Source organism: Dokdonella sp. (assembly GCF_044227025.1).
Classification (GTDB): Bacteria; Pseudomonadota; Gammaproteobacteria; order Xanthomonadales; family Rhodanobacteraceae; genus Dokdonella_A.
Genome location: NZ_JBGAFX010000004.1, coordinates 58,485 through 83,432 on the forward strand (window position 1 = coordinate 58,485; position 24,948 = coordinate 83,432).

23 protein-coding genes and 1 other annotated feature are annotated in these 24,948 nt (G+C 63.5%); of the genes, 9 read left to right on the top strand and 14 right to left on the bottom strand.

The window, feature by feature from the left end:
• Positions 1-267: 267 nt before the first annotated feature.
• The 3 genes from ACILRJ_RS10625 to ACILRJ_RS10635 all read right to left on the bottom strand — a co-directional run bounded on the left by ACILRJ_RS10625 (position 268) and on the right by ACILRJ_RS10635 (position 1,500).
• Complete coding sequence (locus ACILRJ_RS10625; protein ID WP_395683160.1) at positions 268-540, bottom strand: DUF2277 domain-containing protein; 273 nt, start codon at positions 538-540, stop codon at positions 268-270.
• Positions 541-649: 109 nt separating this feature from the next.
• On the bottom strand, positions 650-1,006 hold the full coding sequence (locus tag ACILRJ_RS10630) for a hypothetical protein (RefSeq protein ID WP_395683161.1): 357 nt from the start codon (positions 1,004-1,006) through the stop codon (positions 650-652).
• Between the two features lie 26 nt (positions 1,007-1,032).
• Positions 1,033-1,500 carry a hypothetical protein gene (locus tag ACILRJ_RS10635; protein ID WP_395683162.1) on the bottom strand — a complete coding sequence of 156 codons (468 nt, stop codon included), beginning with the start codon at positions 1,498-1,500 and terminating at the stop codon, positions 1,033-1,035.
• Between the two features lie 179 nt (positions 1,501-1,679).
• On the opposite strand from ACILRJ_RS10635, the gene ACILRJ_RS10640 reads away from it, so the two are divergent.
• The 3 genes from ACILRJ_RS10640 (at position 1,680) to ACILRJ_RS10650 (ending at position 6,204) form a co-directional block, all read left to right on the top strand.
• Complete coding sequence (locus ACILRJ_RS10640; protein ID WP_395683163.1) at positions 1,680-3,419, top strand: glycoside hydrolase family 30 beta sandwich domain-containing protein; 1,740 nt, start codon at positions 1,680-1,682, stop codon at positions 3,417-3,419.
• A 512-nt stretch (positions 3,420-3,931) separates the two neighbouring features.
• Positions 3,932-4,783, top strand: coding sequence for a formylglycine-generating enzyme family protein (locus ACILRJ_RS10645; RefSeq protein ID WP_395683164.1), 852 nt, complete (start codon positions 3,932-3,934; stop codon positions 4,781-4,783).
• 311 nt (positions 4,784-5,094) lie between these two features.
• Positions 5,095-6,204, top strand: a complete 1,110-nt coding sequence (locus ACILRJ_RS10650; RefSeq protein WP_395683165.1) for a hypothetical protein — start codon at positions 5,095-5,097, stop codon at positions 6,202-6,204.
• A 136-nt stretch (positions 6,205-6,340) separates the two neighbouring features.
• Here the strand turns inward: ACILRJ_RS10650 and ACILRJ_RS10655 are convergent, their stop codons facing one another.
• Positions 6,341-6,832, bottom strand: a complete 492-nt coding sequence (locus ACILRJ_RS10655; RefSeq protein WP_395683166.1) for a hypothetical protein — start codon at positions 6,830-6,832, stop codon at positions 6,341-6,343.
• A gap of 291 nt (positions 6,833-7,123) precedes the next feature.
• Between ACILRJ_RS10655 and ACILRJ_RS10660 the strand changes: the two genes are divergently transcribed.
• The 4 genes from ACILRJ_RS10660 to ACILRJ_RS10675 all read left to right on the top strand — a co-directional run bounded on the left by ACILRJ_RS10660 (position 7,124) and on the right by ACILRJ_RS10675 (position 11,959).
• Positions 7,124-8,671, top strand: coding sequence for a hypothetical protein (locus ACILRJ_RS10660; protein WP_395683167.1), 1,548 nt, complete (start codon positions 7,124-7,126; stop codon positions 8,669-8,671).
• Positions 8,672-8,688: 17 nt separating this feature from the next.
• A complete protein-coding gene (locus ACILRJ_RS10665) occupies positions 8,689-9,468 on the top strand; it encodes a hypothetical protein (RefSeq protein WP_395683168.1) in 780 nt (259 codons plus the stop codon).
• A gap of 351 nt (positions 9,469-9,819) precedes the next feature.
• Positions 9,820-10,602 carry an alpha/beta hydrolase gene (locus tag ACILRJ_RS10670; protein ID WP_395683169.1) on the top strand — a complete coding sequence of 261 codons (783 nt, stop codon included), beginning with the start codon at positions 9,820-9,822 and terminating at the stop codon, positions 10,600-10,602.
• A 94-nt stretch (positions 10,603-10,696) separates the two neighbouring features.
• Positions 10,697-11,959 carry a M24 family metallopeptidase gene (locus ACILRJ_RS10675; protein ID WP_395683170.1) on the top strand — a complete coding sequence of 421 codons (1,263 nt, stop codon included), beginning with the start codon at positions 10,697-10,699 and terminating at the stop codon, positions 11,957-11,959.
• Between the two features lie 143 nt (positions 11,960-12,102).
• Here the strand turns inward: ACILRJ_RS10675 and ACILRJ_RS10680 are convergent, their stop codons facing one another.
• Positions 12,103-12,750 (bottom strand): DUF2290 domain-containing protein, encoded by a 648-nt coding sequence (locus tag ACILRJ_RS10680; RefSeq protein WP_395683171.1) that lies wholly within the window; start codon positions 12,748-12,750, stop codon positions 12,103-12,105.
• On the bottom strand, positions 12,743-14,656 hold the full coding sequence (locus ACILRJ_RS10685) for a DEAD/DEAH box helicase (protein ID WP_395683172.1): 1,914 nt from the start codon (positions 14,654-14,656) through the stop codon (positions 12,743-12,745). Before ACILRJ_RS10685 ends, ACILRJ_RS10680 begins: the two co-directional genes overlap by 8 nt.
• A gap of 49 nt (positions 14,657-14,705) precedes the next feature.
• Here ACILRJ_RS10685 and ACILRJ_RS10690 point away from each other — a divergent pair.
• Positions 14,706-15,919 (top strand): IS3 family transposase gene (locus ACILRJ_RS10690; RefSeq protein WP_395681472.1). Its coding sequence is split into 2 segments (ribosomal slippage): positions 14,706-14,991 and positions 14,991-15,919, totalling 1,215 coding nucleotides; the frame shifts between segments, so codons are not numbered across the junction.
• Positions 14,984-15,100, top strand: a sequence feature (AL1L pseudoknot). (Overlaps the previous gene by 117 nt.)
• 575 nt (positions 15,920-16,494) lie before the next feature.
• Here the strand turns inward: ACILRJ_RS10690 and ACILRJ_RS10695 are convergent.
• A complete protein-coding gene (locus ACILRJ_RS10695; RefSeq protein ID WP_395683173.1) occupies positions 16,495-17,763 on the bottom strand; it encodes a hypothetical protein in 1,269 nt (422 codons plus the stop codon).
• Between the two features lie 61 nt (positions 17,764-17,824).
• Positions 17,825-18,604 (bottom strand): trypsin-like serine protease, encoded by a 780-nt coding sequence (locus ACILRJ_RS10700; RefSeq protein WP_395683174.1) that lies wholly within the window; start codon positions 18,602-18,604, stop codon positions 17,825-17,827.
• 367 nt (positions 18,605-18,971) lie between these two features.
• Between ACILRJ_RS10700 and ACILRJ_RS10705 the strand changes: the two genes are divergently transcribed.
• The gene (locus tag ACILRJ_RS10705) at positions 18,972-19,439 is read left to right on the top strand and encodes a hypothetical protein (RefSeq protein ID WP_395683175.1); all 468 of its coding nucleotides are present in this window, start codon (positions 18,972-18,974) and stop codon (positions 19,437-19,439) included.
• Between the two features lie 672 nt (positions 19,440-20,111).
• Here the strand turns inward: ACILRJ_RS10705 and ACILRJ_RS10710 are convergent.
• From ACILRJ_RS10710 to ACILRJ_RS10735, 6 genes are all read right to left on the bottom strand, one after another.
• Positions 20,112-20,594, bottom strand: a complete 483-nt coding sequence (locus ACILRJ_RS10710) for a TPM domain-containing protein (RefSeq protein WP_395683176.1) — start codon at positions 20,592-20,594, stop codon at positions 20,112-20,114.
• Positions 20,595-20,596: 2 nt separating this feature from the next.
• Positions 20,597-21,469, bottom strand: coding sequence for a TPM domain-containing protein (locus ACILRJ_RS10715; protein WP_395683517.1), 873 nt, complete (start codon positions 21,467-21,469; stop codon positions 20,597-20,599).
• A 256-nt stretch (positions 21,470-21,725) separates the two neighbouring features.
• Positions 21,726-22,409: a LemA family protein gene (locus tag ACILRJ_RS10720; RefSeq protein WP_395683177.1), complete on the bottom strand. Its 684-nt coding sequence runs from the start codon at positions 22,407-22,409 to the stop codon at positions 21,726-21,728.
• Positions 22,410-22,510: 101 nt separating this feature from the next.
• Positions 22,511-23,788 carry a TPM domain-containing protein gene (locus ACILRJ_RS10725; RefSeq protein WP_395683178.1) on the bottom strand — a complete coding sequence of 426 codons (1,278 nt, stop codon included), beginning with the start codon at positions 23,786-23,788 and terminating at the stop codon, positions 22,511-22,513.
• Between the two features lie 35 nt (positions 23,789-23,823).
• Complete coding sequence (locus ACILRJ_RS10730; RefSeq protein ID WP_395683179.1) at positions 23,824-24,576, bottom strand: TerC family protein; 753 nt, start codon at positions 24,574-24,576, stop codon at positions 23,824-23,826.
• On the bottom strand, positions 24,567-24,941 hold the full coding sequence (locus ACILRJ_RS10735; protein ID WP_395683180.1) for a diacylglycerol kinase: 375 nt from the start codon (positions 24,939-24,941) through the stop codon (positions 24,567-24,569). The genes ACILRJ_RS10730 and ACILRJ_RS10735 overlap by 10 nt, the downstream gene beginning before the upstream one ends.
• Between the last annotated feature and the right edge of the window lie 7 nt (positions 24,942-24,948).

Below are 24,948 nucleotides of genomic sequence, written 5' to 3' on the forward strand. Positions count from 1 at the left end.
GCGCTCCTGCAGCGACATGTGACAGCGATGCAAGGTGCGGTGGTGTAGCAGCCGCTTCAGCCGCGATGCTCTCTCGCCCTGTTCCAGACATCGCGACTGAAGTCGCTCCTGCGACCGCTTTGCGGATTCGGTGGTCTCTGTGGGAGCGGCGGAAGCCGCGATGCTCTCCCTGACGGTCGAAAAAGCATCGCGACTGAAGTCGCTCCTACAGAATCCGGCCCGCCCCGCCCCACGGTGTCCGCAGGCATCGGCCGCGGCGGCCAGACCTCATCCGCGCCCGAACCGCTTCGCCGACAAGGCCGCGAGTTTCAGCCGCTCCGTTTCACGATCCCTCGGCGGACTCAGCGTCACGAGCGAACCGATCAGCGTGCTTGCCGCCGCAGTGACCTGCTCCACGGCGCGGTTGAACGCGGCCTCGTTCATCCTGGACGGCGTGTTGAAGCCGCTCAGCTTGCGCACGAACTGCAACGCCGAGGCATGGATCTCGTCGTTCGTCGCCGGCGGCGCGAAGTTGTAGAGAGTCTTGATGTTCCTGCACATGGGGACCTCCTGCATGCCGGGTGACGGACGGTCGGATACTTCCTTCAGGATGACGAACGGGCAACGCGGGTTTCGACAAGCCGACTTGGATCGTGGCGGCCTTCCAGGGTCAGCCACGCTCTTGCGAGCGGTAGAAAAAGACTACACCTGCGCGAGCGAGAGCGACGCAGATGAACTGCCCGACGATGCTGACAAGGAGGATGATCGCAAACGCCCCGCCATGGTGCGCCACAACCTTCCCCAAAAACGTTTCCGGGTGGAATGTGCCCCAACCAATGATCGAAAACATCGCGACAGCTTGTGCAACACCGAAGAAAACACCGAGGCGGGTGACCTGGATGCGATGGGTGTCGCGCGAGCGCGGCCGCAAACGGCGATATACGAAGAGAACGAACACCAGAATCACTGCACCGATTGCCAGCAACAAGCCCCCGAGGACTAGAAGACCCTTGACGTCCGGCGTCATTTGGAAGGACATCGGTTAATGAATGATCATTTGGATGTCGCGACATTGCGCCGGGACGCATCCAGCGACTGGGTGGACTGGGTGTACCTCGGACCCGTGAGCCACTGTGAAAAACCGGGCGACCTGAACTCCATGCAGCCGTTCGGCCAGTTGATGCCGAGCCGCCAGTGGAAAGACGTGTAGCCGGTTGGATAGGTGACCTGCTCGCGCTGGATGCCATCGAGGGAGAAGGCGCACATGCCGGCGGTCGGCGTCGCGTAGTCGAGAACGAACTTGAGACCGAACACCTCATGGAACTGCAGGGTTGCCTGCGCCACGACGAATTCGAATCCGCTCTCGGCCTTGCGCCATTCAAGGATGTAATCGATATCCAGGAAGAGCTCGGCGGAGCCACTGCCTCCCTCGTTCTCGACCAGCCGAAAACCATGCACATGGACGTCGTGCCATGACATGCGGTCGAAATCTCCGGAAGACCATTTCTCGACTTCGTGCATGCGACGCGCGCCTTTGATCTGGAGCCTGAGTATCGCGAGACATATTTGATGAACGGTCCTAAGGGGTCAAGCCGCAGGCGAAGGCACTCCGTTCCAATACCCCACCTGTGACCCCCGTCGCGATGACGCGACGGCCTGCCCGTTAGCATCAATCCGGCTCGGCCAACCGGAGACCGTCGATGAAAAGGCTGCTCGCAGGCACGCTCGCTGCGCTGTGTTCCGTGTCGGCCGGCGCCGTCACGCTGACGACATCGATCGGCCCGTCGGACCTGCGGCAGCGCATCGACGGTTTCGGTACCTGCCTTTCGGGCGACGATGCAACGCAGCCGTGGTTCCAGTCGCTGTACTTCGACGACGCGCGCTTCACGATCGAGCGCATGGACCTGGTGCCGACGTTCCGCGCACCGTATTCGGACTTCACCTACAACTCGCCGTGGTTCCACAACAGCCCGTCATTGCCGGGCCCGGACGGCAACAACGTGCGCACCTACACCGGGCCGAACGACTACTCGCGCCTGTTCGCCGGACGCAATGCGCCGATCGCGGTGATGGGTCCGAACATCGACACCAACATCGGCCTGTTCGATTTCGAATCGGGCATGCCGCACGTCGCTGGCACGCTCGCGCAACTCGGCCAGTCGCACGCTGCAGCACTCGGCGACTTCAAGCTCATCGGGTCGATCTGGTCGCCGGCGCCGTGGCTCAAGGTGTCGTCCGGCAACACGATCGGTGCGGCCGGCTATCCGCTGCCGGTCGGCGGCAGCGCATGGCCGTTCATCTGGGCCGGCAATTTCTCGGGCGGCATGCTCGACACCTCCGACACGCCGCTCGCGGTGTTCAACGACGGCACCGGCCCGACCAGCGCGCTCACCCAGTTCGCGCGTTCGACCGCGGCGTACCTGCGCGGATTCCAGAACCGCTACGGCGTGCACCTCTACGCGATCAGCATCCAGAACGAACTCAACTTCGAGACGTTCTACAACAGCGCGTTCTACCCGCTGTCCTCGCAGTACATCGCCGCACTCAAGCGCGTGCGCGCGGAACTCGACGCGTATCCCGACCTCGCGTCGATCCGCATCATCGGCCCGGAAGACCTGCTCGGCGGCGACGCCCACGGCATGTGGGAATACGGCGGCCCGGTCCACAAGAACCTGCAATACCTTTCGCACATGGCGCAGGATCCGGCGGCCGAAAGCGCGGTCGCGCTCTATGCGATCCACGGCTACGCCGCCGACGGCGCGAGCGCGGCCGACGCGACGCCGCAGCAATGGCTGTGGTGGAAGAACGGCTGGACCACCAGTCCCTCGCCCGGAATTCCCGCCAATGTCGCCGGCTACGCCAGCCACGGAAAGCTGTCGTGGATGACCGAGACCTCGGGCGAACAGACCGCATGGCGCGCGCCCGCGTCCGGCTTTCCCGGCCAAGGCGCGTTCGGCCTCGCGCTGCGCGTGCACCAGGCGCTCGTCGCGGGCGAACAGAGCGCGTGGGTGTACTGGCAGATGAGCGACGGCAGCGCCGTCGCCGATCAGACCCTCACCGACAACACCCTGCAGGCAAACTCGCCGAAGTACGTCGCGCTGAAGCACTACTCGCGCACCATCCGCCCCGGCAGCCGCCGCGCACCCGTCACCGTCACCGGCAGCACCGACGTCGTCGCAAGCGCATACGTGAATCCCGCGAACGGCAGCCTCACCTGGGTGATCCTCAACGGCAACGCATCGACGCAGTCGATCACGATCAACCTGCCCGGAACCGTTGCCAGCACCTACGACCTCGTGCGCAGCAGCGACGGATCGCTGTGGCAGGCATCGACGCTGCAACCGATCGCCGCGCAACTCACGTTCACGCTCGCGGGCTATGGCGTGGCGACGGTCAGCGGCGGCGCGAGCGATCTCATCTTTGCCAACGGGTTCGACTAGCCGTCGCGTGGCGTGGTCGCGCAGGGCGGGACGAAGCACGCGGGACAACGGCTGATGCGAAACGCGTGCCTGCAAGCCACCGAACGTCGCCCCGCACGATGTGCGGTGGGACTCGCCGCTGCGCGGCTGCGTCCCATCCTACGCGCTGCAATGGCTTTTTGTGGGAGCGGCGGAAGCCGCGATGCTTTTTCCCAACGAGAGCATCGCGGCTTCCGCCGCTCCCACAGGGCGGTCGCCTGCCGCACCGGCCTCCGTTGATGCAATGAGGCGCCGACCAAACGTGATGACGCCGCCATTGAAAGCAACGCGCGCATCGGGCGGTCGATACCGCGGCCAGAGGGTTTCTTCGAGTGCATCCACATAGTGAACCTCTGCCCTGCCTTCCTCCCATGCTGGAGTCGTGCGTCATGCTGCAAGCCCGGACAAACACCCTCGTGCTCGCCATGTTGCTCGCCGCGTTCGCAGGTGGATGGGTCCCGCGGCCGGCGCTCGCGGCGCAGGATTCCCCACGCATGCGCAGCATCCCCGGCGGCACGTTCCTGATCGGGTCGCCCGACGACGAACCCGGTCGCCACACGAACGAAGGGCCGCAACGTCGGTTGTCGATGCCCGCCTTCGCCGTCAGCGAGACGGAGGTCACGGTCGGCCAGTTCGCCGCCTTCGTGAAGGCGACGAAGCGCGCGATGCCCGCCGGCTGCGACACGCACGGCGATGGCTCCGACGGTACTTGGGATCGTGCACCTTCGGCCTCCTGGCAGTCACCCGGGTTCGCACAAGGGCCGCATCACCCGGTCGTCTGCATCACCTGGCAGGATGCGCGCGACTACGCCGACTGGCTCGCGTCGCGCACGGGCCAACCCTATCGCCTGCTGTACGAAGCCGAGTGGGAATACGCGGCGCGCGCCGGCACCACTACCGCGTACTACTGGGGCAACGCGGAACAGGATTCGTGCGCCTACGCCAACGGCGGCGATCGCAGCCTGCTGCAGGCGTTGCCGGCCTGGGCTCAGGCCCTCGCCCAGGCGCAAAAGGACGGGGAGCCCGGCTCGCACATCATCGAATGCGCCGACGGCGCCGGCTTCACGCGCCCCGTGGGACAACTGCGACCCAACGCATTCGGCCTGTACGACATGACCGGCAATGCCTGGGAGTGGGTCGAGGACTGCCATATCGCCGGCGCCTACGATCACCTTTCACCCGACGGCCGCCCCGCGAGGAATGACGCATGCAAAACGCATCGCGCGCGCGGCGGCTCGTGGGATGACTACGGCATCGACCTGCGTTCCGCGCGACGAACCTCCGCGTTGCCACTGGACAGCCGCCGGAACGACACCGGGTTTCGCGTTGCACATGCGCTGAGGTAATCAGCCCCGGTGTGGCCATGCGGAGGGCGATCTGCCCTTCGATGCCGCGAAGACAACGGGATCAGGCGCCTTTTCGAAACGAAAGCAGGGCGCGGCATCAGTATTTTTGTGGGAGCGGCGGAAGCCGCGATGCTTTTCCCCAACGAGAGCATCGCGGCTTCCGCCGCTCCCACAGTCGCTCAGGGTGGGACGCAGCACGCGGGACGCCCTTCGATGCGGAGCGCATGCATGCAAGTCCCACCCTACGCGCCGCCCCGGATACCGGGTAACGTACCTCGCATCGACCTGTGCGATCGCCAAGGGGGACTACGATGCCCGAACTGCTCGTGCGACGAGGTGAAGTCCTCGCGCTGCGTCTTTTCGACGTCGCGTATTCAATCGACCTTGCCTCGGCGGAAGCCCTGTACGCGTCGAATGCGAAGGCGCGCAGCGATCGCAGTCGCCTGACCCAGGTCGCCGAGAAGGCGATTTCGTTCGGGGATCCGCCGGTCCTGTTCCGGATGGGATCGCTGGACCTCGACATCGGCGGTTTCACCACGACGGTACACGTCTCGGTGCGCCTGTACGACTTCGGTGTCGTCGCGATCACGCTGCGCATTCCCGTGTTGGACCAGCCATGGTCCGGGCTGGAGCGCCTGGTCGAAGCGGTGCAGACCGCCGTCGGTCCGATTGCTTCCACCCCCGTCTGGCGCGAAGTGCTCGATCGCACGCTGGCCATCGTCGGCCCCGCGCTGGTGCGACCGACGCCGGCGACGTTGCAGGAGGATTACCTGATTGCCGTCGCTCACGCGTTGAGCGAATCCCTGTCCGCCACGGCGCTGCAACAGCGGGTGGACCTCGCCGCGCTGTTGTCGGGCGAACGACGCAAGCTCGCCGAAGGCGAGAAGCGCGAGCTGCTCAAGCAGAGCTATTCCTACTTCGACGACGACCTCGTCGTGCTCACCTGGGATCGCGCCTTCATCTACGACCCGGAAGGCAATCCCGACGTCGCCGACGTCATCGAAGTCGCGAACGCGCAGCTGCTGGAATTCCGCTACTACGACGAATCGCTCGACGACGAACTGCCGCGCATGTACGACCAGGTCGAAGCCGCTCGCCGCGGGCCGTTCGCCGCACCGCGCTTCGCGCGACTCGCGCGAAGCCTGTACACCCTCGTGGCGGAAGTCACCGAGCTGACCGAGAAGGTCGACAATGCCCTGCAGGTGACGGAAGACGTCTACCTCGCGCGCATCTACTCCTCCGCGCTCGAACTGTTTCGCGTCCCCAAGCTCGTCGCGGCCGTGGACCGCAAGCTGTCGATCGTGCGCGACACCTACACCGCACTGTACGAGGAAGCATCCAGCAGCCGCGCCGAGCTGCTCGAACTCGCGATCGTGGTGCTCATCGTCATCGAGATCATCCTCGGCATCGCACGCCTGTAGCGGGCCAGAGTGCCTTTTTGAAACGAGGAGCAGGCAGCAACCGTGCTCTTGTGGGAGCGGCGGAAGCCGCGATGCTTTTACCCGAAGAGAGCATCGCGGCTTCCGCCGCTCCCACAGGGCGGTCGCCGATACCGGATCATGCCCCGCCGTAGGTCTCCCCGACGCGCACGAGCTCGTCGATGTCGCTCTTGAACACGTCGGGCAGGCGTTCGATCGGGGTGAAGAACCAGCGGACGTGCGGGTTCGCGCTTTCGAGGCGTCGCCAGTCCTCGTTCGTCTCGACCACGAAGCTGGCAGTGTCAGCGCAACCGTGGTTCAAGTAGCGGATCGAATGACTCGCACCGAAGACCCGCTGCAGTGCCACCAGCATCGAATGCTGCGCGGAGACCTCATCGCCCCAGGGAACGTCGACCCGGTCGCTGCCGCGGACGAGCTGGTAGTACGACGTGCGATCGTCCATTTCGAGCGTCGTGCCGTCGGCGGGCAGGCCCGTCGCCGTGAAGAATGCGCTCAGCATCCGCGGTTCTTCCTCTCGCCAGTCCACCGACATCAACCGCGGATAGTCCAAAAACTCGCCCAGCGGAAAGGCATCGACGTCGCGGCTGACGATCGTGTCGTAGGGATGCATTGCGGTTCCTGCGAGATGGGTGTCGGCTGCATTTTCCAACAACCACCATGACCATTCAAAACCGGGATATCGGGGTCAGAGTGCCGTTTCGAAACGACAGCAGGAGGCGCACCAGTGCTTCTTGTGGGAGCGGCGGAAGCCGCGATGCTTTTACCCAAAGAGCGTCGCGGCTCCCACCGCTCCCGCAGCGCGATCGGCCCCCATGTCATCCTCCCCCGGGTTTTGGTGTTTACCTGGAGACCAAGGCGCCTTTCGACAAGCGATCGGCGCTCACATCCAGGGGAAACGACCATGCGTGTGCGACATGTAGTGATGGCCTGCCTGCTGCTGCCGACCGTGGCCAGCGCGCAATGGAAGGAGGCGAGCGATGCCACCTGGCATCCGCCGCAGAATCCGGCCATGAACCCGACCGGACTGGCCGGCGTCGGCGACCTTGCATTCGACCCGGCCTTCAACGCGGGCCTCGGCTTCAACCGCATCGACTTCAACGACGCCAACAGCAAGCTCGATCGCGGTCGCAGCATCATTCCGGTGCGCTGCGGCGTGGGCTGCATCCGCTTCCTGGTGTTCGGAATCCACCAGCACGGCAGCACCTGGGATGCGGTGATCAGCAAGATCGACAGCAGCGGCGCACTCGATCCGACCTTCGGCAATGCCGGCAAGATGCTGGTCACCACGCCGCTGTCGTACGTGACCGACATGACCGTCGACGCGTCGGCCCTGCACTTCTACTTCTCCGGCTGGATGCACACGGGCGCCGCGCCCGACAACGATTTCGGGGTGACCTGCGTCGATGCCAGCGGCGTGGCCTGCGCCGGCTTCGGCACGCAGGGCACCGTCACGAAATGGTTCGACCTCGATACCAACAAGGACGACAAGGCGCTGCGGATCCGCTACCGACCGGCGTCCGGTCCCAACCCCGCCAGTCTTCTCGTCGCCGGCATCGCGACGGGCGGCACGCCGGCGGCACCCTCGTCGCGTGTCGGCGTGTTTGCGATCAACCCCGTGAGCGGCGTGACGATGGGCTCGTTCGGCAACGGCGGCAAGGTCGTGCTGCAGGTGGGCGAGGTCGCCAGCCTTGCCAACGTCAACCTCTACGACATGGCGCTGTCGCCAGCGGGCGTGCCGGGCGGCGAACGTCTTTACCTGGCCGGCTCGTTCCAGCGCGCGCCATTGGCCAACAACGACATCGACGGCTACATCATGGCGATCGATCCGGAAGACGGCAGTCTCGCGACCAGCTTCCATGGCGGCATGATCCCGGTGCACAACGACATCGGCCCGCCCGGAAATCCATTCGACGAGGTGGGCGGCATTGCGGTGCTTCCCGACGGCAAGGTCGCGATGGTCGGGCGGTCGATCGACGCCGATTCCAAGGATCAATTGCTGCTCGCGCGCGCGACCGCGCTCAATGGCCTCGATACCGCGTTTTGCGGCGCGGGCGTCTGCGCCCACCTGTCGCCGGACCCGAGCGCAAGCGTCGACGCCTACTCGATCGGGGTACGCCCGATGACGCACGACCTGGTGGTCGCCATCACCGAAACCCGCAGCACCGGCCCCGGCCAGCTGGAGCGCCTGCAGGTGCTCGAGCAATACAGCGCATCGGGTATCACGCTGCACGGACGCACGGAGAGGGACTACGCCACCTGGAATGGACAAACGCCGGACGCGACGAGCGGCGACGTGGTGGTCGGAACCAGTGCCGCAGGCGGCTATGCGATGACGGTCGGCTCCGCGCTGTGGGATACGCCGAGCAACGACTACGACATCGTTGTGGTACGCACGATTGCGACCGACGAACTGTTCGCGAGCGGGTTTGATAGCGTAGGCATCGAATGAGCAGGAGCACCGGACCATTGCAAAACCCCGCCACGCAGGCGCTCACGTTCTGGTTGATCGCAGCGGCGCTGATCCTTCTCGGGCTGTTCAGCGTGCTCGGTGCGCCGCGCACCCCTGACGGAGCCGGCGAGGCGGTCGGCCGCGTGCTTGCGCAAACCGGTGTTGCGGCCCTGCTCGCCTGGTGGCTCGCGCGCCGCAGGAATGCACCATGGTCGTGGCTGCAGTTTGGCGCGGTGCATGGGATCGCCGTGGTGGCCGTGGGTCTGCTCACCGTGACGGGACGCGCACGCGCCGACGACGCGTTTCCGTTCACGGCGGCATTCGCGCAGGACTGGACCGTCGAACGCCTCGCGGGCGTTTCCTCCGCGCCGCAGGACCAGGCGGCCGGCGTGCGGCAGCGTGCGCGCTGGAACGGCGCGGACGGTGCAGCGGTGATCGAAATCACCTGCTCCTGGCGGCAACCGGACGACCATCCCGACGTCGGCGCGCAGTTGCGCGGCGTCGCCAAGGGCATGTCCGACGGCCTGTCGAAGCAGGGCATCACGCTCGATCAGGACGCGATCCGCACCGTGCGCAAAGGCCATCGCGACTGGTTGCAGATCGACCTGCGCGCACACGACGCCAGCGGCCCGCGACTCGTGCAGACCGTCGCGATGACGTCGACGCCACGCTGCCTCGCAACCGCAACGCTGAGCGGAACGCCGCAGGCGCATGCGCAGCAGGCGGCGTACTTTTCAAGCGTGCTCGATCACCTGCACTTCCAGGAACCCGCGCCCCCACCGTCCACACGCGACTGACGTGACGCCGGCAATCACTGCGCATTACCCCCTCTCACGCTTGCAGGAGAGGGTTGGAGTGAGGGGAAGCGCGCGATCACGCCCAAAGCATTCTCGAGGCGTGTGAGGTCCAATGTGGGAGCGGCGGAAGCCGCGATGCTTCTCATGGTATGCACTGCGGACTGAAGAGCATCGCGGCTTCCGCCGCTCCCACAAAAGCCGAAAGCATCGCGGCTTCCGCCGCTCCCACAAAAGCGCAGAGCATCGCGGCTTCCGCCGCTCCCACAGTCGCGCAGGGCGGGACGCAGCAAGCGGTCAATCCTCGGTCGTGCCGCTTCGGCTACGATCGCCGTGTCCTGATCGGAGCCCACGATGATTGCCCACGCCGCCCTGTTCGCAACACTGCGCCGTTCGCTGGCAGCCGTGCTGATCGCGCTTCCGCTCACCGCCTGCGTCACCGGCGGCAACCCGCGCGCGCCGATTCCGGTGGTGCGCGTGGCGGCCGCGGAGCCGACGCAGCGCGTCGTCGTGTTCCTGCCCGGGCGTGGCGACCGCCTCGAGACGCTGGTCGATCATCGGGTCGCGCAACGCATCCAGGCGGCGTGGCCGGGCACCGATGTCGTTCTCACCGGCCTCACCATGCCGTACTACAAGGACGGCCACGTCGTTGAAAAGCTCCACGACGAGATCATCGCGCCCGAACTCGCACGCCACCCGGGCGGCGTGTGGATCGCAGGCATCTCGCTCGGCGGCATGGGCGCGATCTTCTACGAACACGACCATCCCGGCGCGATCCGCGGCTTCGTGCTGTTTTCGCCCTATCTCGGCGATGTCGGCGACTGGCGCGAGGTCGACGCGGCGGGCGGGCTCGGCGCCTGGGATCCGGGCGCGCCGGCGCCGATCACGCAAAGCACGTATCGACACGAGCTCCTGCGAACGTTGCACGCGTGGGCCGGCGACGCCGCGCGCGCGCAGTCGGTATGGCTCGCCTACGGCACCGGCAAGGACTTCCGCGCCACCATCGAACGGCTGACCCCGTCGCTGCCCGCCTCGCACGTGCTCGCGCTGCCCGGCAGCCACGCGTGGTCGTTCTGGGACGGCGCGATCGAAGCGCTGTTTGCACGCGTCGCCGCGGACGCGGGCACCGATCCCTGAAGGCGAAGGTCGCCCTGCGTGGCCGACCCCCTGCTGGTCCGGACACGCAGGTTTCCGGATACTGTGCAGCGACCCTTCACCCCACGGGACGACCATGGACAGACGCCGCTTCTTCTCCACCGGTGCCGCTGCCGCGTTGGCAGGGCTCGGGTCCCGTCGCGCACTCGCCGACGAGGGCGCCGACAAGGCCAAGACCCATTTCGACGCGGCCACGGTCAAGGCGATGCGCGATCGCATCAAGCCGATCGGCGCCGACGAGTACCAGGCCCGCCAGGAAAACGCGCGGCGCCTCATGAAGGAGAACGGGCTCGATGCCGTGTTCGTCGAAGGCGGCACGACGCTCTCGTACTTCACCGGGCTGCACTGGTGGCTGAGCGAGCGCCTGTTCGCGATGGTGCTGACGCAGCGGGGCGAACCGTTCTTCATCGGACCGAAGTTCGAGGAAGGCCGTGCGCGCGAGAAGCTCGGCAACGAGGTCAAGTTCTACACCTGGGAAGAGCACGAAAAGCCGATCGATCGCATTCGCCAGGGCCTGCAGGACCGCGGCCTGCTCACCGCGAAGCTGGGCATCGAGGAAACGGTGCGCTACTACGCGGTCGAGCAGTTGCAGCAGAAGCTTTCAACGCTGACCTTGACCAGCGCGATGCCGGTGACGGCCGGCTGCCGCAGCGTCAAGTCCAAGCATGAAGTCGAGTTGATGCAGGTCGCCAACGACATCACCGCGCAGGTGTACCGGCAGGTGCAACGCGAGTTGCGCGCCGGCATGAGCGAGACCGAACTCGCGGGCATCGTCAGCGCACGCTTCGCCGAATTCGGCGTCGAAGGCGACGCGCTCGTGCTGTTCGGCGAAGCGTCTGCCTATCCACACGGGCTGACCCGCGACGTGCAGCTCAAGGACGGCGACGTCGTGCTCATCGACGGCGGCTGCAAGGTCGAAGGCTACGGCTCCGACATCACCCGCACCATGGCCTTCGGCAAACCCAGCGACAAGATGCAGCGCGTGTTCGAGATCGTGCGCGGCGCCCAGGACGCAGGCCTCAAGGCCGCACGACCCGGCGTCGCCGCGGAAAAGGTCGACGCCGCCGCGCGCAGCTACATCGCCGACCACGGCTACGGCCCCGGCTACAAATACTTCACGCACCGCCTCGGCCACGGCATCGGCATGGACGGCCACGAGTGGTACTACCTCGTCGGCGGCAACACCCGCCCGCTGATGGCCGGCAACATGTTCAGCAACGAACCCGGCATCTACATCGTCGGCGAGTTCGGCATCCGCACCGAGGACGAAATGCTGATCACCGAGGACGGTGCACGGTTGCTGCTGCCGCCGGCGAAGAGCTTGCTGGAGATTTTTTGAGCTGGCGATAGCGCGGTCAAAGGGTCCGACATGACGTACGTCTTATTTCGCTGTGCGTACCCCGGCTAGATACGCCTGGTGAGGTTGAAGTCGATCAAAGGCGCTAGACGTGCAAGCCCCAACGCTTTTTCTCGTACGCCTTCTTACGCCAGATGTAATTCAATACGATCAACTTGGCTCCACAATTCCTTGGGCAGCTCAGTGCTTTCACCGCGTATTGGCCGTACCAACCAATCGCGCTTCTGTCGGCCGAGCAATCTCTCCCAGCATTTCGGATACATTTGCCGCATAACAAACAACAGAAACGACACAGCCGACATCTTATTTGCGGCTAAGCGAATCTCGTTGTCCAGACCTATGTGTATATGTGCCGCCGGGCGCGCCCCTGCACGATAGCTCGCAGCATCATAGTCAAAGCGAATTGGCGTGACGTACTCGCGCAAAGATGCGGTATCAAAGACGTGCGCGTAGTCTTCCCGATGCAGCGCTCTCGCCCGAGGAGTGTCGCGCTCACCGAGCGCCTCCAGATATTCGGCAAAGGTCACAATCTGAAGTGGCGAATGCAGAAAGGCATATGACGGTTTCGCGCCTTCTGAAAAAATGAAAATCGAGTGGTCAGCCATTCGAACGTGATACCAACCGCTCGAAAGCGCCTTCTTCCACTGCTCAACATAAGGAAGAATACGCAAGTCACCAGCTATCCCTGGCGTGACGACGAAGTGCTCGCTACCGAATTCGGCAACCGGAAAATGCGCCTCCCGGCAAAGCTCTTGTAGGCGGACCTTATACATTTTTTTTAAGGTGCTTGCGGCTTCGAGCCTTAGACTGTACGTCTCTGAGTTTCTTGCGAAGAATTCGTTCAAAGTCCTCCGGATCGAGCGAACTTCCAAGCTCCTCGATCTCGCGATCGATAGCACTGGGATCCGGTTCGAACAAATCTCGTTTCATAAAAACGAGATCCTCGGCTCTTGGTTGAATGAATTCCAACTTAGGAAACTTTTCTTTGGCTCTCTCAAGCTCGCCGTAGAAAGCTTCAGCTGGAGGCCCAATTCCTGAAATCGTAAGCCAACCCTTTGCACGCGTCATAGCAGTAAACGCCCTGTTGCGAGACTTTGGCGTAGTCCACTCGAAGAGCGCGTCAACCCCTACAAGGTAGACTGCATAAGCCTCGTTTCCTTTTGCCTTATAGACAGTCGCAAGCGTCACGCATCCATCCTCTTGAAATTCCGGGACGCCATACGCTCTTGCATGAATATTGTTAACGCTAATTCCGATCGCAGCCAATCCTTCGGCGATGGCGCTCAAATACAGTCCGGTGTTTCGGTCATCCGCAGAAATCACCAAGATATCTTCAGGCGGGACGCCTTGGACCTTAACGTCGTTCCCGATCGCCTCAACTACGAACCCAATCTCTTCGCTAGGGGTTTTGAACACCCTGCATGAGATGATCTCATTCAGATCACATGCGTCACTGATCGAAGAAGGTGAATTTTCTCGCGGGCGCACAATGGCGACCGTTTTTCCAGGCTCGATAGCGCCCATAACTGAGTAGCCAAAATCCTCCCAGTGCTCCTTGGATTCAAGCATTTGAACTACTTTCCTTCCATAGATTCCGAAACCAATCGCGTGAGCGCATACAAGAACCTCGCGTGGATTCCTATAGCACTTGTGCAGGATGATGTCTTGATCAAACTCGACATGCGGTTCGTTCAATCCATCTGTGCCGAAAAGCGACGCAGCGGTAGGAGTTTCGACATCGAATATGGTTTGAAAGACATCGTAGGCAATCACGAGCCGTTCGTCTTTCGCAAGGCGCAGCGCTAGCTTCATAAATTCGGCAGGAAAATCCTGCGCCTCATCGACAAACACGTAGTCGAATGAGTCACGCACTGATGGGTCCGCCAACAGCAGGCGACATGCCGCCGCAAAAGGCTGCGAAGCTGACAAGCGCTTAGCTTGTCCGAAGTCCAACGTAGAGTGACCGAATCGTCTCGCCGTTTGGTAGTACAGACCATCAACCGTCGCGCCGCCCCACGCGTGCAGCACCTGAATTTTCTTCCAGTCTGGGTCACGATCTTCATGCATCCGGTAGAACCGCGTGATCAACTGTTTGATGTGCTGATACAGACTCTTCGTATAGAACGTCACAGCAATCTTAGCGTCAGGCTCTCGCACAGCCGTGAGAGCGGCTTTAAGTGCGAGCACAACCGTCTTTCCGGAACCCGCAAGTCCCTGAATGCGTTGTGGCCCTCCGATATCACTCATATATGCCACACGCTGATCGCGATCGAATCGGCGAATCTCCTCCTCTAGCGCAGCGATGACCGCGACCTTTGACTTCTTTGGGAAGTTGGCAGTGGGCCGATCCTTCGGTTTTACGAGAGCTTTGGATCCATCTAGTGTCGACACAAGTTCGGCGAAGACGTCTGAATCAATTCTCGCTGACAGCCGTTGCGTCCTGAGTTGGTTTTCGAAACTGACTACGCCAACTAATACCGTTTCTGTTGCCTTGCCTTCTGGCATCCAAACGCAGGCATCCAGGGGAAACTTAAGTTTGGCCCTGCCTGCACGAAGGAGCGGATAGCGCACCAGCCGCGAAAAGACTTGATTGAAAGCACCTTCTAACTTGTTTCGTGACGAGGCGGTTTCCGAATCGACCGCCCCGACCAACAGCACGCCATGCCAGGGGGAAATCATGAATCGCCCCGGCTTTCCCGGAGGCTCCAACCTTTGAGAGGATGGAGTCATGAAGAAGCCCAACAAGTATGCCCCGGAAGTACGAGAGCGAGCAGTTCGGATGGTGCGCGAGCACCAGGCTGAGCACACCTCGCAGTGGGCGGCGATCGAATCGATTGCTGCCAAGATCGGCTGCACGGCGCAGACGCTGTGCAACTGGGTTCGGCAGGCCGAGCGCGACCAAGGGTCGCGTGCCGGTCTGACGACGGCGGAGCGAGAGCGCGTGAAGACGCTGGAACGCGAGGTGAAGGAGCTACGCCAGGCCAACGAGATCCTGCGCAAGGCCAGTGCGTATTTTGCGCAGGCGGAGCTCGACCGCCGATCCAAGTGATGACGCGTTTCATCGATGAACACCGGTCGATGTACGGGGTCGAGCCGATCTGCAGGGTATTGCCGATCGCCCCGTCGACGTATTACCTGCACGCGGGGCGCCGCGCCAATCCGACGAAGCGACCGGCGCGTCTACAACGCGACGCCGCGTTGCTGCCGCAGGTCAGGCGCGCGTGGGAAGAGAACCAGCAGGTGTACGGGGCGAGGAAGGTCTGGAAGCAGTTGCAACGTGAGCGCTGGGTCGTGGCCCGTTGTACGGTTGAGCGGCTCATGCGAGAGCTGGGCATCGTCGGCGTGGTCCGTGGAAAGGCCGTTCGTACGACCAAGCCCGATCCCGGGCGCCCGTGCCCGCTGGATCGCGTGAATCGGCAGTTCAAGGCCGAGCGGCCCGATCAGCTATGGGTGAGCGACTACACCTTCGTCTCGACGTGGCAAGGGTTCGCCTACGTGGCCTTCGTGATCGACGTCTATGCACGGCGCATCGTGGGCTGGAAGGTGTCCGCTGGCCAGCAAACGCAGTTCGTGCTGGACGCACTGGAACAGGCGCTGCATGCGCGAAGTCCGGCGAACCGACTGGTTCATCACAGCGATCGCGGTTCGCAATATGTATCGATCCGCTACACCGAACGACTGGCCGAGGCAGGCATCGAACCATCGGTCGGCAGCGTGGGCGACAGCTACGACAATGCACTCGCCGAAACAATCAATGGCCTGTACAAGGCCGAAGTGGTGCACCGTCAGTCGTGGCGCAGCCGCGAGCAGATCGAACTGGCGACCTTACAGTGGGTCGACTGGTACAACCATCGCCGCCTGCTCGGCTCCATCGGATACATTCCTCCAGCAGAAGCCGAAGAAAACTATTATCGTCAGCACGAGTCCGCCATCGAGGTGTGACTCAAACCAAACAGCCTCCGGGATTTCCGGGGCGATTCAATCACAACCAAGTCAGCTACGAGAAGTTTCTCGTCTTCGCGAAACAATGGGAAGTTAATGAAGACAACAGCTTCTTCCAACAGCAGCTCGCCCTGCTTTGCTCTAACGTGCTCGACCAACGCTCTCACATTGGGGTCGGATCGCACAGCAGCTTCGTTCGGATAGATTTGCATTCTGCTATGACCCGGCTGTTTGGTTGATCGACGCGAGCATCTCGCTGGATTGAATCAGCTTAGGCACAACTCCATTGCGCATATAGATTCTGCCGTCCTTTGTTGACGAAAATTCTTGCCAGCCGAAAGAACCAGCCCCCTTACTCCTCATCGGAGGTGATCCAATGCTATTCGCCCATCCTCCGAGGGCCTCGATATGCCGCATCTGAGATCAGGACGATATTGCTCGACCAGCTTAAGGATGTGCGCCAGAAAACGGGGTCAGAGTGCCTTCTCTATTGGCTTTCTTCCTCAAAAGGCACTCTGACCCCGTTATCCGTTATCGCAAGCAACCGCGGCCATGGAGATAAACACGAGGACTTCTCAACCGCGAATGTCCGTACAGAGAGCCTTCAGAGCGTCGACGTCCGCAGGTGCCTTGTCAAGTTTGAAATCGTAGTCGGTCGAAGCACCGGCGTTGTTTGCTGCGATCGCCATATCGATGTACGTCGATACAAGCTTGCCGGCCTTCTCGAGCGCTGCAGCGACATCCGGAAACGGAGAATCGGCATTTCCGTCCTTGTAATAGCCGCTGCATTCTGCACGCACATCTCGCAAGGAACCAGCGAAGGCAAGGCGTGCACTGTTGAATGCCTTCATCTTTTCCAGCCGGGCATTCTCGACCGTAATTTGCGCAGCCGGCACGACCTCTGCCTTGACCGCATCCGTAATGGGTGTTTTTTGCGATGATATCGCATCAGCCAGGCTGGTGAGGAACGCGTTTGCAGCCTTTGTCTCGACGACGATTCCAGCCAACGTCACCGGAGTCTTCACCTTGGGCATGGTAAACGCAGCCCATGGCGAAAGTGGCGCGTCATTCGAGTATCGGACCGCAGAACGACTATCGAGACCACCAAGTATCGCCATACTGACGGTGGCATCCGATGCTTCGACGATAGCGACGTCCGGCGTTGACTGCGGCTTCGGTTTCACAAAGCCAGCGAATACCACGTAATCACGCGAGCCAAACCCGCCTATAAAGGGCTTGTCGACGAGGGCGCATGTCGGTCGGAACGCCATCGCGCTGGCGTCACTGGAAACATGGACCTCAAGCTCGACGAAGAAGTCCAGGTGGGAGACGTTAAATGGATAGTTTCGCTTGTCTTGTGCGGGACCGCATTGATCCAGCTGACCAGTACCCTTTCCTGAATCCGCGTTGTCGAAGCGCGCGGCAACGATCTCCACGCATCCCGGCAGCACCACAGAGTCATCGCCCGGATTCTCGGTGATGCCAGTGAGGTCGGAGTCGCTGCCTACCAGTTGAAGTCCGCGATACGTCTCGACTCGAACTGTCTTCGCCTCGCCAGCCGACCGAATGGCACCAACCAGCAGGTCAAACCCCTTATCTATCAAGCCCGGCAGCAGCGCGGCAACCAACGCGGCGGACTTGAACGTGGACTGCGAGTCTTTACCCGGTACTTTTGCGTACACAGCCTCGTTGGTGTGTTCTGAAAATAGACATTTCCTCGACGCATACACTCGCATCTGCTGAACGCCCGGGCGACTGGCTTCGGCGTGCAACGAGGACGATCCGGCGACAAAGCCAAGGAGACATGAGAAGACGTAGACCGCTGCCGAAACTCGATTGGACATCACACTTTCCCCCCTGTATTGATAGCCATGACGCGAGCTTGCGATGGAAGACTGGCGAAACCTAGTTCAGAAGTTGATGGTTGACCCACTCTCGTTGCGCGCCCGACAGCAATACATAGATTGACCCGCCGCCACATACCTCGGCGCCTTTATAGCTTCGCGAAGCTATGCCAACGATCACGCCAGACGCCTCGACGTTCGCGCCTTCCGGCAGCAGTAGCGCAGGGCTACCGCTATCACCAGGGCAAGCGCCTACATCGCCGGAGACGTAGCCGACGGGCCCGACAACGAACTCTCTACCTTTGAAACAGCCATAGAATTCAGAGGCGCTGCAGCGAGCGTCCATGATATGAGCGGTGCCGAAATTTCGACGCCCTGAAGCCCCGTTTGTCGGTGCATACCCGGTAATGATCAAACCAGAACCCTCAACTACTCGACCGATGTCGACGTCGCTCGCCATTTTCGCAACGCTGGCATTGTGGGTCCGCGGGGGATACTTGAGCTTGATGGTGGCCAGATCTCCATCCTCAGCAATGTGATCGCACCGAGCTCGGATCGTCGTCTCATTTTCCTCTGTCGGAATGGATTCGGCAGCTGACGCCGGGATGACTTGATATCCGAATCTGACTTCCTTGATCTGTTTGTTGCATGCGCAATGAGCTGCGGTGAGGATGAGATCCTTCTTGATCGCCACACCGCTGCATATCAGGCCTAGTTCGGAAGATCCCTGGGTTGTACCAAAGAGCGCAACAACTTCATTGCGGTTCTTTGCTGGCACACCGCGACGGACGTAGTCCTGGTATTGAGGCAGGCAGGCAACAAATGCCAGACATGCGCTCACGAACGCTCCCCACGCTGCTAGCTTGCGTTTCATGGTCGCGAGTAGCCCAGTCCTGCAGAGCGTTAGTCTTACAAGCTCTCGCGTGTTTTCACGTAGGAAATTTCTGACAATCCATGTAGGAAAATTGATACGGCGAGAGTTCCAATTCCAGCCAGTCGGGCAGGTCTCGCGTGTATCCGTGTAACGACAGCAGCCCAAATCGCTCGAAATTGACGTTGCGAGCCGCTGTCCGCCCTTGTCTATCGGTGTTCCGGAGTCGCGGGATCTGAGACCGCCTCCTGTTCCAATACTCCTCGTGCCGTGTGGCACACGGTCGCCGGCCATCGGGGTCGGCGGCTTCTTCGAAAACCAAGAGGAGTAGTGCCTAATGACCCAGAACATCGTTTCGCTGAACCTCACCGATGACCAGCTGACGGCCGTGGATGCGGCGCTGACGGAGCTGGAGGCGCAACTGGGCGGGTTGATCGCCCTGTCGGTGCCGCAGAAGCGGTCGTTGCGCAAGATGGGAGAGAAGTCCGAGGCGTTCTGCCGGCAGGCGATGCTGCTGCTGTCGCAGAATCCGGAGCTGGTGCCGGCCAACGTGGTGGCGGCGGGTCCGGTGCAGGATCTGGCCATGCTCGACAAGCTGCGTCCGCGCCTGGCGCGCCTCACCCGCCTGGCCGAACGTGCGACCGATACGGATATCGCGCTCGGCAGCGACGTGATGGTCGCGTCGTTGCAGGTGTATGGCCAGCTCAAGCTCACGGGTGCCAGCGAGGGCCTGCAAGCATTGCGGCGTGACCTCGGCATGCGCTTCGCACGGACGTCGAAGCCGGAGGAAGCGAAGGCGGCCTAGCCCTCGCGACCTTTCCTCATGCAAGCCTGAGCCGCAGTGATGCGGCTTTTTTGTTTTTGGAATTTGCCGACCGCCTCAGTGTTGGCTTCGCGCACGGTTGATTTGAAGCGTCGCAACGTTTCGGTGCGGCGTTGCACCTTTTCGGTGCGTGCGCGCACATCCGATTTGCTCCGTCGCAAATTTTCTTTGGAAGGCCGGAGCTTTCGGGGTCCGGTGGCGCATGTTTTCGGTGCGGCGTTCCAAATCGCGGGTGCGGCGTTGCACTGTTCATTTGCTCGCGAGCATGTTTGATTTGATCGTTCGCAAATTCGATTTGGTCGGGTGCAAATCCGATTTGCGCGGTCGCATGTTTTCTTTGCGAGGTCGCATCCGGGATTTGATCGGTTGCACTGGATGGGTGCAACGCTGGAGCTTGCGGATGCGCGGGTGCGACGGGGTGTTGGGCGGGTGATGGGTTTGTGGTGGGGGGAGCATCGCGGCTTCCGCCGCTCCCACATGGGTCCTCCAACGGGGGGCGCGATGGTTCCCGCCATAGGTGCGAGCACCACCATCCCCACCCAACCCTCCCCTTGAAGGGGAGGGCTTGCGGCGGGACTCGCATGGGATGCGAGCGGCACCATTCCTACCGAGCCCTCTCCTTGGAGGGGAGGGCTTGCAGCTTGAAGGGAGGGTTTACAGCAGGACGGGGCGGTCGGGCAGTTCGTCGGCGTTGCGTTCGCCGTTGGCGGGGAAGTGACGGGCGAGCAGTTCGCCGACGGCGGCGACGCCTTCGATCGCGCCGTGTTCGTAGTCGCCGCGGCGGAAGTAGTCCTTCATCAACGCGCAGATCGGCAGCCATTCGGCTTCGGGGATTTCCTTCGCGACGCCGCGGTCGGCGACGATCTCGATCGCGTGGTCGGCGAGCAGCAGGTACAGCAGCACGCCGGTGTTGTGTTCGGTGTTCCACACGCGCAGGTTGGCGAACACCTCGTGCGCGCGCTCGCGTGCGGTGCGCCCGCGCGCCACGTCACGCGGCGACAGGCTGCCTTCGGCGGCGAACACGATCTCGCCGTGGTGGCGGTGTTCGCTCGCGGCGATCGCGTGCTGGATCGCGTCGAGCGTGGCCGGCGGGAAATGCCGCTTCGAGGACGCGAACAGGTGTCGGACGATGCGCATGGTCACCAGCTCCCCGAGGCGCCGCCGCCGGCGGACATGCCGCCGCCGCCACTGAATCCGCCGCCGCCACCGCCGCTGCTCCAGCCGCCACCGCCGCCGCCGCCGAAGCCGCCCCAGCCGCCGCCGCTGGCGAAGCCGCCGCCACCGCCGCCGCCGAGCAGGCCGAACACGAGGCCGAACAGGCCGAGGCCGACGCCGAGCGGAAGCAGGCCGCTGATGAGCCAGCCGATGCCGCCGGCGCCGAGGCCGACGAGCGGCGCGCGCACGCCGGCCGGCGCGCCGCCGAACAGGCCGCGCAGGAACAGCGCGGCGAACCAGGCGGCGATGATCGCCGGTGCAAACGTGTCGCCGCCTTCGCCGTCGCCGCCCTTGTCGTCCGCGAGCGGTGGCGGCAGCGGTTCGTCGTTGACGAGCTTGGTCAGCGCGCCGAGTGCATCGTGCAGGCCGCCGTAGTAGTCGTTGGCGCGAAAGCGCGGCGCCATGTATTCGCGGATCACGCGTGCCGCCGCGGCGTCGGGGATCGCGCCTTCGAGTCCGCGCGCGACTTCGATGCGCACGCGGTGGTCGTCCTTGGCGACGATCACCAGCGCGCCGTCGTCGATGCCCTTGCGGCCGAGTTTCCATGCGTCGAACACGCGGATTGCGTACTGCGCGATGTCTTCCGGCGCGGTGCTCGGCACCATCAGCACGCCGATCTGCGCGCCCTTGGCTTTTTCGAGCGCGGCGAGTTCGTCCTCGAGCCCCTGGCGCTGGCTCGCCTCGAGCGTGCCGGTGAGGTCGGTCACGCGCGCGGTGAGTGCGGGGACGGCCTTGACGTCGCCTTCGGCGGCGAAGGCCGCGCCGTACATGACGAGCAGTGCAGCGATCAACAGCATCAGCCGCGACAACACCGCGCCATTCCCCCTCTCCCGCGTGCTGGAGAGCGCATGCACGCCGTTCCCCCTCTCCCGCTTGCGGGAGAGGGTTGGGGTGAGGGGAAGCGTGCGACGACGTTTCATGCAGCGTGTCGAGCCTTTATCCGAAAGAGCACCGCGGCGTTCTGAAGGGAGGCATGTTCCGGCTCGCTTCCCCTCACCCGCCGCGCGAGCGCGGCGACCTCTCCCGCAAGCGGGAGAGGTGACGGCAAACCGCTCAGTGCGCCGGTGCGGGTTGTGCGGGCTGCGTCTGTGCGGGCTGCGCCGGTGCCGGTTGCGCGGGCTGCGGTGCGGGCACTGCAGGCGGCGCGGGCTTGCTGAAGTCGACCGTCGGTGCGGTCGAGATCTGCTTCTCGTTCTCGACGCTGAAGTTCGCCTTGGTCTTGTAGCCGAACATCATCGCGGTGAGGTTGGTCGGGAACGAGCGGATGTAGGTGTTGTAGTCCTGGATCACCTGGATGTAGCGATTGCGCGCGACGGTGACGCGGTTCTCGGTGCCTTCCAGCTGCGCCTGCAGGTTCTGGAACAGGCCATCGGCCTTCAGCGTCGGGTAGTTCTCCGACACCGCCATCAGGCGCGACAGCGCGCTCGACAGTTCGCCCTGCGCCTGCTGGAACGCCTTCATCTTGTTCTCGTCGGACAGGTCGTCGACGGTGAGGTTGATCTGGCCGACCTTGGCGCGCGCCTCGGTGACCTTGGTGAACACTTCTTCTTCGTGCGCGGCGTAGCCCTTGACCGTGTTGACGAGGTTCGGCACGAGGTCGGCGCGGCGCTGGTACTGGTTCAGCACTTCGGACCAGGCGGCCTTGACGCCTTCATCCTTGGACTGGATCGAGTTGTAGCCGCAACCGCTGAGGATCGCGACGAGCAGGAGCAGGGTGAGCAGACGGATCGCGCGCATATTCCCTCCGAAGACGGCGACTGGGCCGGTGCGAGCCGGCGTGTGCGGGCTACTCTCGCGTGGATTGGTGCGGCGTGCAAGTCGCGCCCTTCAGCTGCGCGTCACCAACTGTCCGATGCACCGCCGCCGCCCGAACTGCCGCCACCGCCGCTGAAGTCTCCGCTCGAGCCACCCGACGATCCGCCCGAACTGCTGTCGGAGGTGCCACCACCGCCGCCGCCCGAGAACCCGCCGCCGCGGCGCGGCGGCTTGCCGAGCCCGATGAGCGAAGCCAGCGAGCCGCCGGCCGCGAACGCACCGAAGGCCGCCATCGGATTGCGCATGAGGATCGCGATCGGTATCGCGTTGATGACGCCGAATGCGTACGTGCGTGCGCGTTCGGGCAAGCGGCCGAGCGAGAAGAGATAGAGCTTGCGGTTGCCGAGGAAGAGGATGAAAAGCACGGCGACGAACGCGCCGAACATGATGCCGATGACGAACTGCAGCGGACTCCACCAGGGTTCGTCGTCGGCATTGATGGCGATGCCTTGGTGCGAGGACAACGCCACCGGTGCGGTCGGCAAGGGCTCGCCGTCGATAAGCCGGGTCAGCCAATCGACGCCGATGTCGACGCCGCCGGCGAAATCCCCGGCGGCGAACTTCGGCGACATGTAGTCGTGCATGACGCGCTTGGCCGCGGCGTCGGGAATCGCGCCTTCGAGCCCGTAGCCGACTTCGATGCGCGTGCGGCGATCGTCCTTCGCGACGACGACAAGCACGCCGTCGTCGATGCCCTTGCGGCCGAGCTTCCATGCATCGAACACGCGCGTCGCGTAGGCCTCGATCGGTTCGGGTGCCGTCGTCGCGACGAGCAGCACGGCGATCTGCGCGCCCTTGCGCTGTTCGAGCGTGGCGAGACGCTGCTCGACCTGCTCGCGGCGTTGCGCCGGCAGCGCGCCGACGAGATCGGTGACGCGCGCATGCAGCTCGGGGATGGCCTGCACATCGCCATCCGCGGCGCGCGCCACGCCGCCCGCGAGGAGAAGCGCGAGCAGCAGGAATACGCCGGGCAGTCGTCGCGTCGCGTGCGCGCCTTTCCCCCTCTCCCGCTTGCGCGTGTCGTACCCCCTCTCCCGCTTGCGGGAGAGGGTTGGGGTGAGGGGAACATTGCGTTCCCGGTTCGATCTCCCCTCATCCGCCTCCGGCACCTTCTCCCGCAAGCGGGAGAAGGGAATACACATCAACTTCCCCCGCGCCCGCTTGCTGGGGAGCGCAAGCACGCCGTTCCCCACCTCCCGCTTGCGCGTGTCGTTCCCCCTCTCCCGCTTGCGCGTGTCGTACCCCCTCTCCCGCTTGCGGGAGAGGGTTGGGGTGAGGGGAAGCGTGCGACCACCTCTCATTGCCTAGCCTCGCAAGGAGCGCGCGTCGCGCCGGATCAGGCCGATGGAGTCTCGTCGAGCGCACGGCGCCGGCGCCGGCGGCGCCTGGCGTACAGGTTGAGCGATTCGACCGCCGCGGAGAACGCCATCGCGAAGTAGAGGTAACCGCGCGACACGTGCACGCCGATGCCGTCGCACAACAGCACGGCGCCGACGAGGATGATGAACGCGAGCGCGAGCATCTTGATGGTCGGGTTGCGGTCGATGAAATTGCCGATCGGATCGGCGATGAAGATCATCACGAGCACCGCCAGCACGATCGCGCCGACCATCGCCGGCAGCAGGTTGACCATGCCGACCGCGGTGATCACCGAATCGAGCGAGAACACGATGTCGATCAGAGCGATCTGCGCAATGACGAGCGCAAAGCTCGCCGAGGTGCGCGCCGCGTCGTTGCTGGGCGGGTCCTCGGTCAGCGATTCCCAGATCTCCATCACGCCCTTGACGACGAGGAAGATGCCGCCGCCGATCAGCACCAGGTCGCGGATCGAGATCACCTGCCCGAACAGCCGGAAGAGGCCCGAGGTGCGGTCGTCCATGCGCGCGAGGTGGGCGAGCGAGAGCAGCAGCAGGATGCGCGTGATGCAGGCGAACGCGAGGCCGATGCGGCGCGCGCTGGAGCGGCGCTCGGGCGGCAGTTCGCTGACCGCGATCGAAATGAAGACGAGATTGTCGACGCCGAGGACGATCTCGAGCGTGGCGAGGGTGAGCAGCGCGATCCACAGCTGCGGGTCGGTGATCAGTTCCAAAAGCGCGGCCAGAGTATCAAGCCCCAGCAGAGCATGACATTGCACATCAGCAGCAGTACGGCCGCTGAACCCATGTCCTTCGCGCGCCCGGCCAGCTCGTGGAATTCCGGGCTCGCCTTGTCGACGATCGCCTCGATCGCGGAGTTGAGCAGCTCGGCCGACAGCACCATGACGAGGCTGCCGGCGAGGATCGCCTTTTCGACGCCGCCGTGTCCGATCCACAGGCCGGTCGGGAAGAAGAGCACGAACAGATAGCCTTCCAGGCGGAACGAGGCTTCGTGGCGCCACGCCGCGCGCAATCCCATCATCGACCACTTGAAGGCACGTGCGATCTGGCGCGGACCGCGCGGTTCGGTACTGGGCATGGAGGTC

Coding starts and splice junctions, on each gene's coding strand:
- ACILRJ_RS10635 (WP_395683162.1), bottom strand. CDS start 1,500: ATGCACGAAGTCGAGAAATGGTCTTCCGGAGATTTCGACCGCATGTCA.
- ACILRJ_RS10710 (WP_395683176.1), bottom strand. CDS start 20,594: ATGCGCATCGTCCGACACCTGTTCGCGTCCTCGAAGCGGCATTTCCCG.
- ACILRJ_RS10720 (WP_395683177.1), bottom strand. CDS start 22,409: ATGCGCGCGATCCGTCTGCTCACCCTGCTCCTGCTCGTCGCGATCCTC.
- ACILRJ_RS10735 (WP_395683180.1), bottom strand. CDS start 24,941: ATGCCCAGTACCGAACCGCGCGGTCCGCGCCAGATCGCACGTGCCTTC.
- ACILRJ_RS10670 (WP_395683169.1), top strand. CDS start 9,820: ATGATTGCCCACGCCGCCCTGTTCGCAACACTGCGCCGTTCGCTGGCA.
- ACILRJ_RS10705 (WP_395683175.1), top strand. CDS start 18,972: ATGACCCAGAACATCGTTTCGCTGAACCTCACCGATGACCAGCTGACG.
- ACILRJ_RS10680 (WP_395683171.1), bottom strand. CDS start 12,750: ATGTATAAGGTCCGCCTACAAGAGCTTTGCCGGGAGGCGCATTTTCCG.
- ACILRJ_RS10675 (WP_395683170.1), top strand. CDS start 10,697: ATGGACAGACGCCGCTTCTTCTCCACCGGTGCCGCTGCCGCGTTGGCA.
- ACILRJ_RS10685 (WP_395683172.1), bottom strand. CDS start 14,656: ATGATTTCCCCCTGGCATGGCGTGCTGTTGGTCGGGGCGGTCGATTCG.
- ACILRJ_RS10655 (WP_395683166.1), bottom strand. CDS start 6,832: ATGCATCCCTACGACACGATCGTCAGCCGCGACGTCGATGCCTTTCCG.
- ACILRJ_RS10640 (WP_395683163.1), top strand. CDS start 1,680: ATGAAAAGGCTGCTCGCAGGCACGCTCGCTGCGCTGTGTTCCGTGTCG.
- ACILRJ_RS10660 (WP_395683167.1), top strand. CDS start 7,124: ATGCGTGTGCGACATGTAGTGATGGCCTGCCTGCTGCTGCCGACCGTG.
- ACILRJ_RS10695 (WP_395683173.1), bottom strand. CDS start 17,763: ATGTCCAATCGAGTTTCGGCAGCGGTCTACGTCTTCTCATGTCTCCTT.
- ACILRJ_RS10630 (WP_395683161.1), bottom strand. CDS start 1,006: ATGACGCCGGACGTCAAGGGTCTTCTAGTCCTCGGGGGCTTGTTGCTG.
- ACILRJ_RS10625 (WP_395683160.1), bottom strand. CDS start 540: ATGTGCAGGAACATCAAGACTCTCTACAACTTCGCGCCGCCGGCGACG.
- ACILRJ_RS10650 (WP_395683165.1), top strand. CDS start 5,095: ATGCCCGAACTGCTCGTGCGACGAGGTGAAGTCCTCGCGCTGCGTCTT.
- ACILRJ_RS10725 (WP_395683178.1), bottom strand. CDS start 23,788: ATGAGAGGTGGTCGCACGCTTCCCCTCACCCCAACCCTCTCCCGCAAG.
- ACILRJ_RS10715 (WP_395683517.1), bottom strand. CDS start 21,469: ATGCTGTTGATCGCTGCACTGCTCGTCATGTACGGCGCGGCCTTCGCC.
- ACILRJ_RS10645 (WP_395683164.1), top strand. CDS start 3,932: ATGCGCAGCATCCCCGGCGGCACGTTCCTGATCGGGTCGCCCGACGAC.